General features: G+C 69.2%; 14 protein-coding genes. 10 read left to right on the top strand and 4 right to left on the bottom strand.

The annotated features are described in order from the left end of the window. Nucleotides 1-127: 127 nt before the first annotated feature. The 3 genes from YWW_RS0114965 (at nt 128) to hpf (ending at nt 2,544) form a co-directional block, all read left to right on the top strand. On the top strand, nt 128-814 hold the full coding sequence (locus YWW_RS0114965; RefSeq protein ID WP_026930740.1) for a ferritin-like fold-containing protein: 687 nt from the start codon (nt 128-130) through the stop codon (nt 812-814). Between the two features lie 50 nt (nt 815-864). After that, nucleotides 865-1,512, top strand: coding sequence for a ComF family protein (locus YWW_RS0114960; protein WP_051325851.1), 648 nt, complete (start codon nt 865-867; stop codon nt 1,510-1,512). Nucleotides 1,513-1,875: 363 nt separating this feature from the next. Beyond that, nucleotides 1,876-2,544 carry a ribosome hibernation-promoting factor, HPF/YfiA family gene (hpf, locus tag YWW_RS0114955; protein ID WP_026930738.1) on the top strand — a complete coding sequence of 223 codons (669 nt, stop codon included), beginning with the start codon at nt 1,876-1,878 and terminating at the stop codon, nt 2,542-2,544. Nucleotides 2,545-2,667: 123 nt separating this feature from the next. On the opposite strand, the gene YWW_RS0114950 is transcribed toward hpf, so the two are convergent. From YWW_RS0114950 to YWW_RS0114940, 3 genes are all read right to left on the bottom strand, one after another. After that, complete coding sequence (locus YWW_RS0114950; protein ID WP_026930737.1) at nt 2,668-3,822, bottom strand: L,D-transpeptidase; 1,155 nt, start codon at nt 3,820-3,822, stop codon at nt 2,668-2,670. 77 nt (nt 3,823-3,899) lie between these two features. Further along, nucleotides 3,900-4,775, bottom strand: a complete 876-nt coding sequence (locus tag YWW_RS30680; RefSeq protein WP_425402698.1) for a GNAT family N-acetyltransferase — start codon at nt 4,773-4,775, stop codon at nt 3,900-3,902. A 97-nt stretch (nt 4,776-4,872) separates the two neighbouring features. Beyond that, nucleotides 4,873-5,982 (bottom strand): GNAT family N-acetyltransferase, encoded by a 1,110-nt coding sequence (locus YWW_RS0114940; RefSeq protein ID WP_026930736.1) that lies wholly within the window; start codon nt 5,980-5,982, stop codon nt 4,873-4,875. Between the two features lie 116 nt (nt 5,983-6,098). Between YWW_RS0114940 and secA the strand changes: the two genes are divergently transcribed. Then, entirely contained in the window at nt 6,099-9,026 is a 2,928-nt protein-coding gene (secA, locus tag YWW_RS0114935; protein WP_026930735.1) for a preprotein translocase subunit SecA, read from the top strand. 30 nt (nt 9,027-9,056) lie between these two features. Next, a complete protein-coding gene (locus YWW_RS0114930; protein WP_026930734.1) occupies nt 9,057-9,527 on the top strand; it encodes a DUF6912 family protein in 471 nt (156 codons plus the stop codon). Here YWW_RS0114930 and YWW_RS0114925 read toward each other — a convergent pair. Next, on the bottom strand, nt 9,488-10,387 hold the full coding sequence (locus tag YWW_RS0114925; protein WP_026930733.1) for a hypothetical protein: 900 nt from the start codon (nt 10,385-10,387) through the stop codon (nt 9,488-9,490). The two genes, YWW_RS0114930 and YWW_RS0114925, sit on opposite strands and share 40 nt — an antisense overlap. A gap of 183 nt (nt 10,388-10,570) precedes the next feature. Between YWW_RS0114925 and pruA the strand changes: the two genes are divergently transcribed. The 5 genes from pruA (at nt 10,571) to YWW_RS30670 (ending at nt 15,630) form a co-directional block, all read left to right on the top strand. Beyond that, the gene (gene pruA, locus YWW_RS0114920) at nt 10,571-12,199 is read left to right on the top strand and encodes an L-glutamate gamma-semialdehyde dehydrogenase (protein ID WP_026930732.1); all 1,629 of its coding nucleotides are present in this window, start codon (nt 10,571-10,573) and stop codon (nt 12,197-12,199) included. Nucleotides 12,200-12,307: 108 nt separating this feature from the next. Continuing rightward, the gene (locus YWW_RS30675) at nt 12,308-12,592 is read left to right on the top strand and encodes a DUF397 domain-containing protein (protein WP_051325848.1); all 285 of its coding nucleotides are present in this window, start codon (nt 12,308-12,310) and stop codon (nt 12,590-12,592) included. A 349-nt stretch (nt 12,593-12,941) separates the two neighbouring features. Then, nucleotides 12,942-14,486 carry a S8 family peptidase gene (locus YWW_RS0114910; RefSeq protein ID WP_026930731.1) on the top strand — a complete coding sequence of 515 codons (1,545 nt, stop codon included), beginning with the start codon at nt 12,942-12,944 and terminating at the stop codon, nt 14,484-14,486. 9 nt (nt 14,487-14,495) lie between these two features. Continuing rightward, nucleotides 14,496-15,110, top strand: a complete 615-nt coding sequence (locus tag YWW_RS0114905) for an RNA polymerase sigma factor (RefSeq protein WP_026930730.1) — start codon at nt 14,496-14,498, stop codon at nt 15,108-15,110. Further along, nucleotides 15,097-15,630 carry a hypothetical protein gene (locus YWW_RS30670; protein WP_051325846.1) on the top strand — a complete coding sequence of 178 codons (534 nt, stop codon included), beginning with the start codon at nt 15,097-15,099 and terminating at the stop codon, nt 15,628-15,630. Before YWW_RS0114905 ends, YWW_RS30670 begins: the two co-directional genes overlap by 14 nt. Nucleotides 15,631-15,632: the final 2 nt, after the last annotated feature.

The following is a 15,632-nucleotide window of genomic DNA, read 5'->3' as shown; positions in this document are numbered from 1 at the left end:
GCCGTTCGTGCGAGTCGCCCGAAGTGGGCGGATTCACCGTGAATGCGCTCATCCGAGCCGCTCCGAAGGCCTCGGATCCGCGGCTTCGCCGGGAAACGGCCGCCGGGCCCGGTGGTAACCTGCCGTCGTGTCCGAACCAACAGAGCCCGCGGCGGCGGTGGCCGAGCCCGGCGACCGGCCCCCCGGCCGCGAGGCGGTCGTCGACCTGCTCGGCCTGCTCGCCCTCGGCGAGCTGCTGGCGTTCGAGCGGATGGCCGTCGACGCCCGCCTCAGCCCCGATCTGACGCGCCGGGCCCGCATGTCCGAGGCGGCCGTCGGCGAGATCCGCAACTACCGGCTGCTGGCCGACCGCCTGGAGGCGCTGGGCGCCGACCCGGCCGAGGCGATGACCCCGTTCATGGAGGCGTTCCGCGCCTACGACGCCTCGACCGCGCCCAGGGACTTCCTGGAGGCGCTCGTCAAGGTTTACGTCGGTGACGCGGTCGGCGACGACTTCTTCCGCCACGTGGCCGCCGAGCTCGACGACGACGACCGCGCGCTGATCGAGCGGGTCCTGGAGACCGGCTCGGCCGCCGAGTTCGCCGCCGCCGAGATCCGCGCGGCCGTCGAGGACGACCCGCAGGCCGCCGGGCGGCTGTCGCTGTGGGCGCGGCGCCTGGTCGGCGAGGCCATCAACCGCGCCCAAGGGGTGGCCGCCGCGAACGAGCGGCTCACCGGGCTCATCAGCGGCGGGGGCGGCTCGGTCGACGAGCTCCTGCGCCGGCTCACCCGCGCCCACCAGGAGCGGATGAAAGCGGTCGGCCTCAACAACTGACCGCGGCCCGATCCCGGTCACCTGAAGGCCCGCCGATCGTTAGGCCCGGCGTGAGACTCGTCGAGGCCCTGTGCGAACTGTTCCTGCCCGCCGCGTGCGCCTCCTGCCGCCGGGCCCACGCGCTCGGCGGCGGCCTGTGCGGCGAGTGCGCCCTGGAGCTGGGCGCGGGCGGCCCGCTCGCACTGGCGACCACCCGCGCCCCCGGGACGCCGCCGGTCGTCGTCGCGGGCGCCTACGAGGGCTCCCTGGCCGAGGCCCTCAACGAGTACAAGGAGCGCGGGCGGCGCGAGCTCGCGCCCGTCCTCGCCGCGCTCCTGGACCGGGCGCTCGGCGTCCTCGCCGAGGAGGCGCCCGGGGCCGTGCTGGTGCCGATCCCGCCGACGCGGGCCGCCAGGCGCGCCCGCGGCTTCGACCACGTGGCGGCCCTGTGCGCGCCGCTGGGCCGGACGCACCGGTGCCTCATCGCCCGGCCGAGGCCCGACTCGGTGGGGCTGACGGCGGCCCAGCGGCGGCGGGCGGCCCGCTCGAGCCTGGCCGCGGTGCCGCGCCGGGCCGCCCCGCTGGCGGCCTCGGGGCGGCCGGCCATCCTCGTCGACGACATCGTGACCACCGGGGCGACGCTGAGCGCCGCCGCGGCGGCGCTCAGCCGGGCCGGAGTGACGGTCGCGGCGGCGGCCGCGGTCGCCGCCGTCCCGTGACCGCCGAGCCTCCCGGACGGTCGCGCTCAGTTCGCACATGATTGCGAATAGTTATGATCAGTCCGCTGAAATCCGAGCGCACGCGCCCCGACGGACGGAGAATTCCCATATGCAAGGGGTCGACTTTCGCCGCTCCACGGGATAGTCTCAAAATCTCAGAACGGTAACGACACGACCGGGAACAGGTGGACTTCCACTTGACGAAAGGTGAACGCCCGCAGTACAAGGGCGTCGCCGCCCTGTGGTGGTCCCCGTGAGAGGAGGTCCCTCGACCCGCCGTACCGGATTGCCGGCTCCGGACCCAGCATGAGCAACTTCGTCCGCATTCCCGCGCGAAGCGGGGTGCACCTGGGAGGTTCCGAGGTGGAAATCGTCGTCAAGGGCCGTAACGTGGAGGTTCCCGACCATTACAGGGAGCTCGTCGAGGAGAAGATCGAATCCAAGATCGCCAAGTACCTTGCCAGGTACGACGGCGACGCGATCGCCATCGACGTAGAGCTGTACCACGAGCCCAATCCCCGTCAGAACGATCACGCCCAGCGCGTCGAGATCACGTGCCGCCCCAAGGGAACGGTCATGAGGGCCGAGGCGTGCGCCGGCGACTTCCGCTCGGCGTTCGAGCTCGCGGTCACCAAGCTCGGCAACCAGATGCGGAAGAACTCCGATCGCAAGCGGGTGCACCGCGGCGGGAAGGCGCGGCCGATGTCGGTCGCCGAGGCCACCGCGGTACGGGTCGAAGGGGGCAGGCTGCCCGAGTCGCTGGCCGACGCGCCGGAGGAGGCCCACGGCCTCGCGCATTTCGTCTCCGAGGACGTCGACCACTTCGACGGGCTCGTCGACGAACACCTGCCGGGCAGGATCGCCCGCGAGAAGCTCCACCCCGGCGAGCCGATGACCGTCGACGACGCCCTCCAGAACATGGAGCTCGTGGGGCACGACTTCTACCTGTTCCACGACAAGGAGACCGGCAAGCCGTCGGTCGTCTACCGCCGCCGGGCCTACGACTACGGCCTGCTCCGGCTCGACATGTGAGCGAGGCTCCCGGCCGGAGCCGACACCCGACTCCTCGAAGGAGGGAGGTGGGGCACCCAGAGGAACCGGCGGCCCCGAGCGAACGCTCGGGGCCGCCGTCGATGTTCGAGGACCGCCCGCGGCTCAGCCGAGGGCCGAGCCCTCCTTCCACTCGTCGAAGGACAGGACCCAGTAGCCCCAGCCGTTGTCCCACGGCATCGCGCGCGGGGAGCCGACCACGTCGACCGGGTCGCCGCGCTGCGATATCTCGTAGAACCACTTGGCGTTCTCGTCGCTGGCGTTGACGCAGCCGTGGGAGACGTTCGCGTTGCCCTGGGAACCCACCGACCACGGCGCGCCGTGGACGAACTCGCCCGAGGCGTTGATGCGGGTCGCCCAGTTGACGGGGGTCTCGTAGTAGCCCTCGTCGCCCTCTTCCTTGCCCGGCGAGACCATCACCTTGTGCTCGAACTTCTCCATCACCAGGTGGACGCCCGTGGCCGTGTAGTACTCCCACTCCGCGCCCGAGCCGCCGCTGATCGGGATCTCCTTGGCGACCTCGCCGTCGATCTCGACGGTCATGTAGTGGGTCTCCAGGTCGACGTAGGAGATGTTGGCGGGCCCGATCACCATCTCCGCGCTGTAGTCCTCCTCGCCCCAGACGTCCCCGCCCAGGTAGACACCGTCGAGCGCGGCGGTGAACGTCACCGTCTGGTGGGCGTCCCAGTACTCCTTGGTCCGGTAGATGACCTGCGTGTCGCTGATCCAGCGCCAGGCGCCCTCGTGGCCCTTCTCGGACTCGACCTGGAGGTTCTGCTCGACCGTCTTCCGGTCGGGCGCCGCCTCGGTGAAGGTGACGATGATCGGCGCCCCCACGCCGACGGTCTCGCCCTCGACCACCGGCGTCACGTCGGCGATGGCGAACCCGGAGCCCTCGCGGCCCTCGGTGGTGAACTGCTGCTCGAACTCGGTGACCGTGCCGTCGGTGCTGACGGCCATCGCCGTGACCGTGTGGGTCGCCCCGGCGTCCATGACGCCTTCGGAGGTCCAGGTGGTGAGGTCCTCGCTGAAGACGCCGTCGATGGTCGTGGCGCGGTCGGAGGTGACGTTGACCGCCTCGAGGATGCCGTCGACCGCCGCGACGGTGAACGGCTCGGTGGGATCGTGGGCCTCACCGACTTCGAGCGTGATCTCCGGGACGATCGGAGCCGGCGTGAACGCCCCCTGCTCGGGAGCGCCGCAAGCCCCCAACAGCAGCAACGACGCCACTGCGAGCACACGGACGGGCAAGAACTTCAAAGGGGTTCCTCCACATTGCGAAGCGACTGGTGTTCACTATATATTCGACGCTCGGCGCTGAGGTGAAGGTTGCACTTCTAATCACAGGAAAGTGCGGCCCACAGCAGCGTGTCGCGCCTGGTGCCGTCGATCGACGGCAGACCGCCCCGCTCGACCCCCTCGAGTCTGAATCCGGCGCGCCGCAGCACCGCCTGGGAAGCGGCGTTGTGCACGTCGGTCCCCGCCCACACCCTATCGACGCCGACCTCCTCGAACGCCCAACGCCGCACCAGCAGCACCGCGCGTGTCGCATACCCCTTGCCGCGGGCGTCGGCGCTCAGATCGTAGCCGATCATCGCCGTCCCCACCAGCCGCGAGACCTCGTAGAGACCGATGGTGCCGCGGTAGCCGCCGCCGTCGTCGATGACCATCAGCGCCGCGCGGCCCCTGAGCCAGTCGACCGCGGCCCGCCACTCGCAGATCTCGGCGACCTCCCCGACGCTCGGCGGCAGCTGCAGCGCGGCGCCCTGGTACACGTCGGGGCTCGAGCGGTGGCGCATGTGCGCCTCGGCGTCGTCCGGGCGCAGCGGCCGCAGCGAGACCGTCCCGTCGGTGAGCTCCCCGCCCGGCAGGTCCGGCAGCGTCCTGGGGGCCGGCCCGCGCCCGTCGTCGGGGAGCAGCCCCAGCGCGAGCGCGTCGGTCCCGTCGGCCGCCCCGCGCCGCAGCACCCCGTCGGGCCTGAAGCCCGCGCGCATCGCCGCGCGGATCGCGGGCAGGTCCCGCACCGGCGGGCGGACCTCCAGGCGCCGCGCGCCGGAGGCGAACACCGGCTCGGCGATGGTCCGGAGCATCGCCGCCGCGAGCTTGCGGCCGCGCCGCTCGGGCGCCACCCAGTACCGGACCGACACGACGCCGTCGGCCTCGCTCCAGCCGATCGCGCCCCACGGCTCGNCCCCGTCGGGGCCGAGCGCCACCGCGTCGGGGGAGAAGCCGCACTCGAGCTTCAGGTCGTCGGGCGCCGCTTGCAGCGTGAACGCCGAGGTGGTGACAGGCTCGATGAGATACACGCCATCAGCCAAGCAGGGACCCTATCCACGAGTCAAGCCTTTCGCCCGGTCCGTGCAGGAATTGCCGCTTCGTGCCCTCGATGGCGAAGCCGACCTTCTCCGCGACGCGCCGCGAGGCCTCGTTGCCGACCACCGCCCGCCAGTCGATGCGCTCCAGCGCCAGCTCCTCGAAGCCGAGGCGGCACAGGCGCTGCGCCGCGGCGGTCGTCCAGCCCCGGCCGCGCGCCCACGGTGAGCAGAAGTACCCCAGCTCGGCCTCGCCTGGGGCGCCGAGCGTGAGCTCGACCGAGCCGCAGTAGCGGTCCTCGGCGTCGGCCAGGACGTACAGGACCGTCTCGCCGCGGTCCCACGTGCCGCGGGTGCGTTTCAGCCAGCCTTCGGCGTGCTCGCGCCGGTACGGGCTCGGCAGGTTCACCCACCGCTGCGTCTCGGCGTCGGCGCAGCTCGCGGCCAGGTCGTCGAGGTCCTTCTCCTCCAGCCGCCGCAGCCGCAGCCCGGCCACCTCGGTCTCCAGGACCGGCTGCTCGGCCATGAAGAACGCGGCCTGGCGCTTGATGACGCCGTAGTCCGGCGGCGGATCGTCGGCCTCGCGCACCTCCCCGGGGAGGACCCCGCCCACCCAGCAGTCCCGGGAGACGCCGCGCTGGTTGACGCCGTTGCGGGCGACCCCCTCGACGGTGAAGCCGGCGCGGATCGCGGCCAGCCGGGAGGCGTGGTTGCCGACGATCGCGTCCCAGGCGACCCGGTGCATCTGCAAGCCGTCGAACGCGAACCGGATCGCGGCGCGGATCGAGCGCTGCGCCACGCCCGCGCCCCGCGCCCACGGCGCGGTCAGGTAGGTGATCGAGGCCTCCCTGGAGAACGAGTGCGTCAGCGCCATCGAGCCCTGGAGCTTCCCGGCGGCGTCGACCACCGCCCAGCGCGGGTTGTCCGCGCGCCAGTGCCGCGCGCACATCTCCAGGTACCGCTCCCGGTACTGGCGCGACCACGGCAGCGGCATCACCATGAACCGCTCGATGAGCGGGTCGTCGTAAATGAGCTGGAGATCGGGGAGATGATCCTGCTCCCAGGGGACCAGACGCAGGCCTTCGGCTTCGAGGGTGACGGGTTCCATAAGCCTCGATTGTGCCGCAGACGCCGCCGGAAGGGGAACCAGGTTGCGACGCGTACTATTGACGCGATATCTACCCGTGAATCCGTGGCCGAGACCTTGCTGGGAGCTGACTTTCCGTGTCGCTGTTCGAGAGGGTGCTGCGCGCCGGCGAGGGCCGTGCGCTCAAGCGCCTCAACGCCATTGCCGACGCCGTCGACTCGCTGGAGGACGAGTACGAGTCGATGACGGACGCCGAGCTTCGCGCCCTGACCGATGAGTACAAGAAACGGCTCGCCGACGACGAGACCCTCGACGACCTGCTGCCCGAGGCGTTCGCGACGGTCCGCGAGGCGGCCAAGCGGGTGCGCGGCATGCGCCACTACCACGTGCAGATCATGGGCGGCGCCGCGCTCCACCAGGGCAACATCGCCGAGATGAAGACCGGTGAGGGCAAGACGCTCGTCTCCACGCTCCCGGTCTACCTCAACGCCCTCGAAGGCAACGGCGTCCACCAGGTCACCGTCAACGACTACCTCGCCAGGCGCGACGCGGAGTGGATGGGCGACATCCACCGCTTCCTCGGCCTGACCGTGGGCACGGTCCTGCCCGGCGAGGGCTCCGAGAAGCACCGCGAGGCCTACAAGGCCGACGTCACCTACGCCACGAACAACGAGCTCGCGTTCGACTACCTGCGCGACAACATGACCTCCTCGATCGACAACCTCGTGCAGCGCGGCCACAACTTCGCGCTCGTCGACGAGGTCGACTCGATCCTGGTCGACGAGGCCCGCACGCCGATCATCATCTCCGGGCCCGCCGAGCACAACAAGCGCTGGTACACCGAGTTCGCGAGGATCGTGAACTCCATGCGGCGCGACGAGCACTACGAGGTCGACGAAGGCAAGCGCACCATCGCCATCACCGAGGCCGGCGTCGCCCGCGTCGAGGACCGGCTCGGCATCGAGAACCTCTACGACTCGGTCAACACGCCCCTGGTCGGCTACCTCAACAACGCGATCAAGGCCGCCGAGCTGTTCGAGCGCAACCGCGAGTACATCGTCTCGGATTCCGAAGAGGTCCTCATCGTCGACGAGTTCACCGGCCGCGTGCTGCCGGGCCGGCGCTTCAACGAGGGCATCCACCAGGCCATCGAGGCGAAGGAGGGGGTGGAGATCAAGCAGGAGAACCAGACCTTCGCCACCACCACCCTCCAGAACTACTTCCGCATGTACGACAAGCTCGCGGGCATCACCGGCACCGCCCAGACCGAGGCCGCCGAGTTCAACAGCGTCTACGGCGTCGGCGTCATCCCGGTGCCCACCAACAAGCCGATGATCCGCAACGACCGCGCCGACGTCATCTACAAGACCGAAGAGGCCAAGTTCAACGCCGTCGTCGACGACATCGTCGAACGCCACGAGACCGGCCAGCCGGTCCTGGTCGGCACCGTCTCGGTCGAGAAGTCCGAGCTGCTGTCGCAGGCGCTGAAGAAGCGCGGCGTCAAGCACAACGTGCTCAACGCGAAGAACCACGCCAGAGAGGCCGACATCATCGCCCAGGCCGGGCAGCGGGCCGCGGTCACCGTCGCCACCAACATGGCCGGCCGCGGCACCGACATCATGCTCGGCGGCAACCCCGAGTACCTGGCCGCCGCCGAGCTGCGCTCCCGCGGCGTCGACGAGGCCGACGAGGAGACCTACGCGGCCGAGTGGGAGACCACCCTCAAGAAGTTCGAGGAGATCTGCGCCGCCGAGGCCGAGGAGGTCAAGGACGCGGGCGGGCTCTACGTCCTGGGCACCGAGCGGCACGAGTCGCGGCGCATCGACAACCAGCTGCGCGGCCGCGCCGGCCGCCAGGGCGACCCCGGCGAGTCCCGCTTCTACCTCTCGCTCTCCGACGACCTGATGAAGCGGTTCAACGCCGACGCGGTGCGCGCCATGATGAACCGCCTGCGCGTGCCCGACGACGTCCCGATCGAGTCGAAGCTCGTCACCCGCCAGATCGAGTCCGCGCAGTCCCAGATCGAGGGCCACAACGCCGAGATCCGCAAGAACGTCCTCAAGTACGACGAGGTCATGAACAACCAGCGCACCGTCATCTACGACGAGCGGCGCAAGGTCCTGCGCGGCGACGACGTCTCCGACCAGGTCGAGCACATGATCGACGACGTCGTCGAGGCCTACGTCGCCGGCGCCACCGCCGACGGCTACGCCGACGACTGGGACCTCGACGAGCTGTGGAGCGCCTTCAAGCAGCTCTACCCGATCCAGATCACCCAGAAGGAGCTGCTCGACCGCGTCGGCGGTATCGACGACCTTGAACCGGACAAGCTGCTCGAGGCCGTCCGCGAGGACGCCCACGCCTACTACGCGAGCCGCGAGGAGGCGTTCGGCTCGGAGACGCTGCGCAAGCTCGAGCGCCGCGTCATGCTCCAGACCATCGACCGCAAGTGGCGCGAGCACCTCTACGAGGTCGACTACCTCAAGCAGGGCATCAGCCTGCGGGCCTACGCGCAGAAGGACCCGGTCATCGAGTACCAGCGCGAGGCGTACGAGATGTTCCAGACGATGCTCGACGGCATCAAGGAGGACACCGTCCGGTTCCTCATGAACGCCGAGCTCAAGCCCCGCACGGCCGAGGGCGAGGGCGGCAAGCCGGGCGAGCCCGAGGCGCAGATCCGCGGCCTGGAGCCGCTCAAGCAGCCCGAGCGCCTGCTCCAGAGCGCCCCGTCCATCGACGGGGCCGCCGGGACCGGCGCCACGGTCGTGCGCGAGACCGACGCCGCCGGGGAGAGCGCCGTGCGCCCGCCGAAGGCGCTCCAGGGCAAGAAGCGCGACGTCAAGCGCACGGCCGGAGCGGGCACCAAGGGCAGCGCCAAGGTCGCCTCCAAGGCCGCCAGGTCGTCCGGGCCGCGCAGCGCCACCACCGCGCCGCCGGCCAAGCAGGCCAACCCGAACCAGCGCCAGGCCTCGTCCGAGCCGAGCCGCAACGCCCCGTGCTACTGCGGCTCGGGCAAGAAGTACAAGCGGTGCCACGGCGCCCCCGGCGGTGCGAACCAGGACTGAGGGGCGGGAACCGAAGGCACAATGACGGGCATGCCGAGGATCTACCTACCCGCCGAGGCCGCGATGCTGCGCACGCTCGCCGACACCGGTGAGCTCGAGCCCGCCGGGCCGGTCCACATGGTGACGCGGGCGCTGCGCGAGGCGCACCCGAACGCCGACGTCGAGGACCTGGAGTACACGGCGTTCGCCGACGCCGCCCTGGCCTCGTTGGGGCTCCTTGCCGCAGGCGTGCCCAGGCGGGTCGTGGTTTCGGCGGACGTGCCGGGCGAGCGCTTGGCCGAGCACGCGGACGGCACAGCCGCGGACTTCCGCGGCACCGTCAAGCTGGGGAAGGTGGCCGCCGTCCACGTCGACGACGCCGACGCCGCGGCCGAGATCGCCCGGACGCTGGCCTCGCCGGGCGAGGCGGACCTGGCCGCGATCGAGGCCCACGTCCTCGACTGGTACGCGCCCTCGGAGCTTCAGGACCTCTTGGCGGGCCTCGGCAGCAGGAAGCCGTAGGCGAGCACCGAGCACAGCGCGCCGGCGAACAGCGCGGTCATCGCGCCGTTGTACTGCGACTGGAAGCTCAGCGCGAAGTTGGCGACGTCGGCCACGGCGAGCTCGTCGAGGCCGACGGCGAGGAGGGTCTCGACGCCGATCTGGGCGACGACCGTCGACAGCAGCCAGAACAGGCCCGGGATCGCCCCGGCGATCAGGTGCCCGGGCAGCTTCGCGCCGCTCTTCGCGCGGCGCAGCAGCAGGAAGGCCAGCATGCCGCACGCGAGCCCGGCGGCGAACGGGACGGTCCTGGCGAGCGTGCCGAACTGGTCGAGCGGGTCGTTGAACAGCGTGACCGAGAACGACTCGATCAGGCCGCGCGCGAACATGACGACCAGCAGTAGCACGGTGGCGAGGAGCCCGGCGACGACCGGGACGCGGTGGCGCGGCAGCGCGAACAGGCCGCCGACCAGCGCCGAGCCGAACAGGATCAGGCCCAGGGCGAGCGCGATCGAGGCGTCGACGCTGAACAGCCCGTAGGCGGTGGCGCCGACCGCGAGGCCGACGACGGCGGACCCGGCGGCGGCCAGCGCGCGGCGGGGGGCCGCGAGCCGGGAGGCGAGGACGCCGCCGACGGCTCCGGCGAACATCGTGATGACGATGGGGCTGAACAGGCTCAGCGCCAGGAGCACGACGCCGGTCTCGTCGAGGCCTTCGGCCATGCCGGTCAGGGAGTACAGGGAGGCGAGCACGCCGACCAGCGAGGCGAGCGCGCCGACCGCGAGCACGATCGCGGCGGCCCTGCCCTCGCGCGGCGGCTCGGGGACGGCTTCGGCGGCGGCCTCGTCGGCTTCGGCCGGTGAATCCTGTGTATCGGTCACGTGCCCAGAGTACGGACGCACTCCCAGGTGCCTGCGTCACACCGGCCCGCGAAGCGCCGGTTCGGCGTCGCGCCGTGTCACCGGTCCGGAACTGTGCGAGGATGGCCATAGGAGGGGCCGTGCGATAGCCTCATTATCACAGAGATAATCCTGTAAGAACCATCGAATCCATGGGAGAGTGCGATGGATGCCTTGTTTACCGTCCCAACCCCGGAGAACGAACCGGTCAAAAGCTACGCACCGGGCACGGCCGAGCGCGAGAGCCTCCAGAAGAAGCTCGCCGAGCTCGCCGGCACCCAGCTCGAGTTGGACATGAACATCTCCGGCGAATGGCGCACCGGCACCGGCGCCGAGATCAAGGTGGTCCAGCCCCACAAGCGCGCCCACGTCCTCGGCGTCGCCCGCGAGGCCACCGACTCCGAGGTCGCCGACGCGGTGGCCGCCGCCAAGGCCGCCCGGCGCGACTGGCAGAGGACGCCCTTCGCCGACCGGGCCGCGGTCTTCCTGCGGGCCGCCGAGCTCATCGCCGGTCCCTACCGCGACACCCTCAACGGCGCGACCATGCTCGGCCAGTCCAAGACCGCCGCGCAGGCCGAGATCGACTCCGCGTGCGAGCTCATCGACTTCCTGCGCTTCAACGTCGGCTTCGCCGAGGGCATCTACCGGATGCAGCCGCAGTCCTCGCGGGGCGTGTGGAACCGCATGGACCACCGGCCCCTCGACGGCTTCGTCCTGGCGATCACGCCGTTCAACTTCACCGCGATCTCGGGCAACCTGCCCACGGCCCCGGCGATCATGGGCAACACGGTGGTCTGGAAGCCCTCGCCGACCCAGCAGTTCGCCGCGCACTTCCTGATGCGGATCCTCCTCGAAGCCGGCCTGCCGCCGGGCGTCATCAACATGGTCACCGGCTACGGCGAAGCGGTCTCCAACGTGGCGCTGAGGGACCCCGACCTCGCCGGGATCCACTTCACCGGCTCCACCAAGACCTTCCAGCACCTGTGGAAGACGGTGGGGGACAACATCACCGGCTACCACGCCTACCCGCGCATCGTCGGCGAGACCGGCGGCAAGGACTTCATCATCGCCCACCCGAGCGCGCAGCCGCAGCAGCTGGCGGTGGCGATGGTGCGCGGCGCCTACGAGTACCAGGGCCAGAAGTGCTCGGCGCTGTCGCGGACGTACATGCCGGCGTCGCTGTGGCGCGGCGGCCTCAAGGACATCGTGCTCGGCATGACCGAGGAGCTCACCTACGGCGACGTCGCCGACTTCTCGAACTTCGGCGGCGCGGTGATCGACGACCGGGCCTTCGCCAAGCACGTGGCGCTGTTCGACCGGATCCGCAGCGACGACAAGGCCACCGTCCTGACCGGCGGATCGGCCGACGACTCGGAGGGCTACTTCGTCAAGCCGACCTTGATCGAGGCGACCGACCCGACGCACGAGCTGTTCACCGAGGAGTACTTCGGGCCGATTCACGCCGTCTACGTCTACGACGACGGCGACTTCGAGACCGTCGTCAAGCAGGCGTCGGACATCGCGCCGTACGCGCTGACCGGCGCGCTGTTCGCCACCGACCGCCGCGCGATCGCTTGGGCCAGCGAGGAGCTGCGGTACGCGGCGGGCAACTACTACATCAACGACAAGCCGACCGGCGCGGTGGTGAACCAGCAGCCGTTCGGCGGCTCGAAGGGCTCGGGCACCAACGACAAGGCCGGCTCGTGGCAGAACCTCGTCCGCTGGGTGAGCCCGCGCTCGATCAAGGAGAACTTCGTCCCGCCGACGGACTACCGCTACCCGCACCAGGGCTGACATCGCCGAGGACTGCTCGACTCGCGCCGTTCTCCTTGGCGGAGCGGCTGTTTTCGGCCGATATAGGGGGCTCGGACCGATCGGTCCGAGCCCGTTTATGCTTGGTCGATGACTAAGCGTGAGCATCCGCTCAAAGGGGAGTTCGACACGGCGGCGGCCCGCTGGGAGCGCACGACGCGCGAGGACGGGACGCCCGCGGCCTTGGAGATCGGCTACGCCGACAACGGCCTGGTGGCACTGCGGATGGCCGAGGAGCCCGACGGCGACATCCTGATCTACACCCCCACGGAGTGGGAGGCCTTCGTCGGCGGCGTGAAGGACGGTGAGTTCGACATCGCGAGCTGGGAGAACGAGCCGATCGTCGAGGTCGTCGAAGACGACAAGGACAGCTGACCCAACACCCGCCGCCCCGGCCCGCACCTTCGAGAAGCGGCCCGGGGCGCTGCCATACCCGCTCACCAGCCCAGAGGCTACGGTCCACTGAATGACGGGCCGGCGTTCCCGTGCCGGAGAAATTCCCGAGCGCCGTGTATCTGGGCTCTGATGATGGACTCTTACTACGGTGAACGCGGAGAAACCCGTCCAGCCCGTGACGACAACCGCGTTCCGGGCTTGAGTGCCTCCCGACAAATTCAATAGCACCGGGACCCACATCCCGGCAGAAGTTGAGGAGAATCGACCGAGAGGAGATTCTCCTCAACCACACAACCGCATAACACCCCCCGAAACGAGAGGAGCTCCCATGCGTCTGATCTTCGCCGAGGAAGAACCACATCTGGAGCCGAACCCGAGGCGCGACCGCATGAGCGGTGTACCTCAAATCTCCGCGACCACTCTGGACCGGCACAGCGGGCGCATCCTGCGTCCTGGCCAAGTGGTGCAGGCCCCCGGCACTCCGATGCCCGTCGGCACGATCTACCGGTACGACCGCCTCCTGATCGACGAGTCGATCATTCTCGACGACGCGGTGCGCACGCGACTCGAAGGCGCCGTGAAGCCGATCGGGTTGCGGCTCGACTGCCAGTCCGCTACCACGATCGTGAGCGGTCAGGGATCGCACCGTGTGCCTGTTTCGCTTGGCGGCCATGGAGATCCGGCCGCCGTCGACGCGTGGGCACTGATCCAGCGGTTCAGGACCGCCATGAGCGAAGGCCGTCTCCCTGACGAAGTCGGTGACAAGGTGCGCTTGGAGCACCTGATGGTCTGCTCGAAGGGAACACCTGGCATCAGTGGTGCCGAACCTCCCATGGCAGAGGCGCATCTTCGTCCGTTGGGACGCATACCCGTCGACATGGTGAACCCCATGCCTGTGCGCCGCAACATGGGCAGGCGTATCCGAGTAGCGATACTCGACACCGGTGTCCCCGAGTCGCATCCAGCGTTCGACGTCTCCGACCGCTCAGCGGGAGAGGACACGTTTGTCGTGGTCGACGAAGAGTTCCAGCGTCGCCTAGGAGAGCAGGCCGACTCACCTGCTCTGCCACTCGACACGCCGTGGGATGGTCCCGTTCACGAGCCCACTTTGCTCGGCGAAGNGGCGAGCCACTTTGGGCATGGCACGTTCATGACGGGTCTGATCCGTCAGCTTTCCCCAGACGCCCAGGTCTACTCGCTTCGAGTGGTTCACAACGACGGTCTGGCTTATGAGCATGAGGTGGTCGGTGCTCTCAACCACCTTGCCGATCAGGTCGAATCCGCTCGAGGTGGCGACGCTGAGGCCATCGGAGTCGATGTGGTCGTCTTGGCGATGGGGTACGTCGATGAGAATCCCGAGGATCCGCCAGGTGGTTGGATCAGTGACGCCATTGAGCGGCTGACCGGTCTCGGTGTCACCGTGGTGGCCGCAGCCGGCAACCAATCGTCGGACCGACCGTTCTATCCGGCGGCCTTCGCCGCCCACCCGCGGCCCGAGACGTCGGCACCCGTGCTAAGCGTAGGGGCGTTGAACCCCAACCGAAATGTCGCGATGTTCTCAAATGACGGCCCGTGGGTCTCCTGCTTCGCGACCGGAGCCGGTCTGGTCAGCACGTTCCCCTCCGAAGCCAAAGGGTCGCTGATGCCTGATCGCCGAGCTCGGGCTTCATTCGCTGACCGCCACAGGGAAAGCCACGACCCGGATGACTTCTCCGCCGGTTACGCCGTCTGGGGAGGCACCTCGTTCGCCGCTCCACTAGCCGCCGCGTTCCTGGTGAACGAAATGGCCGAGGGGGGCATACCCGAAGTGGACGATTCAGCGCAGATGGCAGCGTGGGCTCACGGGGCCCTCAAGCGGTTGAAGAACCGCTAGCCTGAAGTAATGAACGCGACTTCAGCTCAATCCGTGGCAGCTGTGGATTATGACCGGCGCGCGCAGTTGTACATCGCTGCGCGCGCCGGGGACAAGAAAGCTCAACGGATTCTGGTCGAAGAACTCAATGTATTGCTCTGGAGGGCCGCCCGCAGGGCGGGCCTTGACCGTGAGAGCGCGGCTGATGCTGTCCAGACTGCGTGGCTTCGTCTGTGGCGCCCGGGAACTGAGCTGGAGCATCCTCGTGCGTTGACGAAATGGCTGCTTACCACAGTCAGGCGTGAGGCGTGGAGGCTGATAGGCGGTGCGCGCCGCGAGGTCGTCGCCGATCCGATCGACATCCAGGAACCGGTCATCGAGGGTGTCGAGGACAGGCTTGTCCGTGACACCGAGCACGAGGCCGTGCGACGCGCCTTCCTTGCCCAGCCCGAACGGTGCCGGCGACTGCTCGCTTATGTGGCAGCGGTCGACCGGCCCGACTATGACTACATCTCTGAAGCATTGGGGATGAAGAGGGGAAGCATCGGCCCTACCAGAGGCCGCTGCTTGAACAAACTGAGGAAGACGCTCTTGGCCGAACCCGGCTGGAGCAGAGGTGAGGAGCGGGACGATGACGCGACCTGAACTGGAAAGCCAGGGTGAAACCGAGCCGTTGGACTCCTGCGACCGGCGGATCCTGGCAGTGATCGACGAACTGCATGACCGCGACGATCCGATACCAGACGATCTCAACGAACGTGTGCTCTTCGCCCTTGAACTCGAGGCTGAGCTTGATGCCCGTGTAGCCGGCATATCTCGTCCCGCAGGGTTCACCCTTGTGCGAGGGGATACCGAACTCACAGTGGGGCAGGGAGATCCGGCATCGATTACGTTCGATTGCGAGGCTGTCACCGTGATGGTGACACCCCGCCCGGTTGCCGTGCAGGAATTGAGGCTCGATGGTTGGATCGGGCCTGAGGGGGGGTATGTCGTCGAAATCCGGAGCCCCGAGGGCACGAGGAGAGCGACAACCGATGAGAGCGGGCGCTTTGTCTTGGAGGGCCTTCCGCACGGAGAAATGTTCCAGCTGGTGATCCGCCCCGATGAGGCTCTTCAACGAGAGGGCCTGCCAGCGGTCGTCGTGACGCCAGCGGTGCGGCTGTAGCA

The organism is Glycomyces tenuis DSM 44171 (assembly GCF_000427885.1).
Classification (GTDB): domain Bacteria; phylum Actinomycetota; class Actinomycetes; order Mycobacteriales; family Micromonosporaceae; genus Glycomyces; species Glycomyces tenuis.
This window is presented reverse-complemented; position numbering and strand designations above follow the sequence as displayed.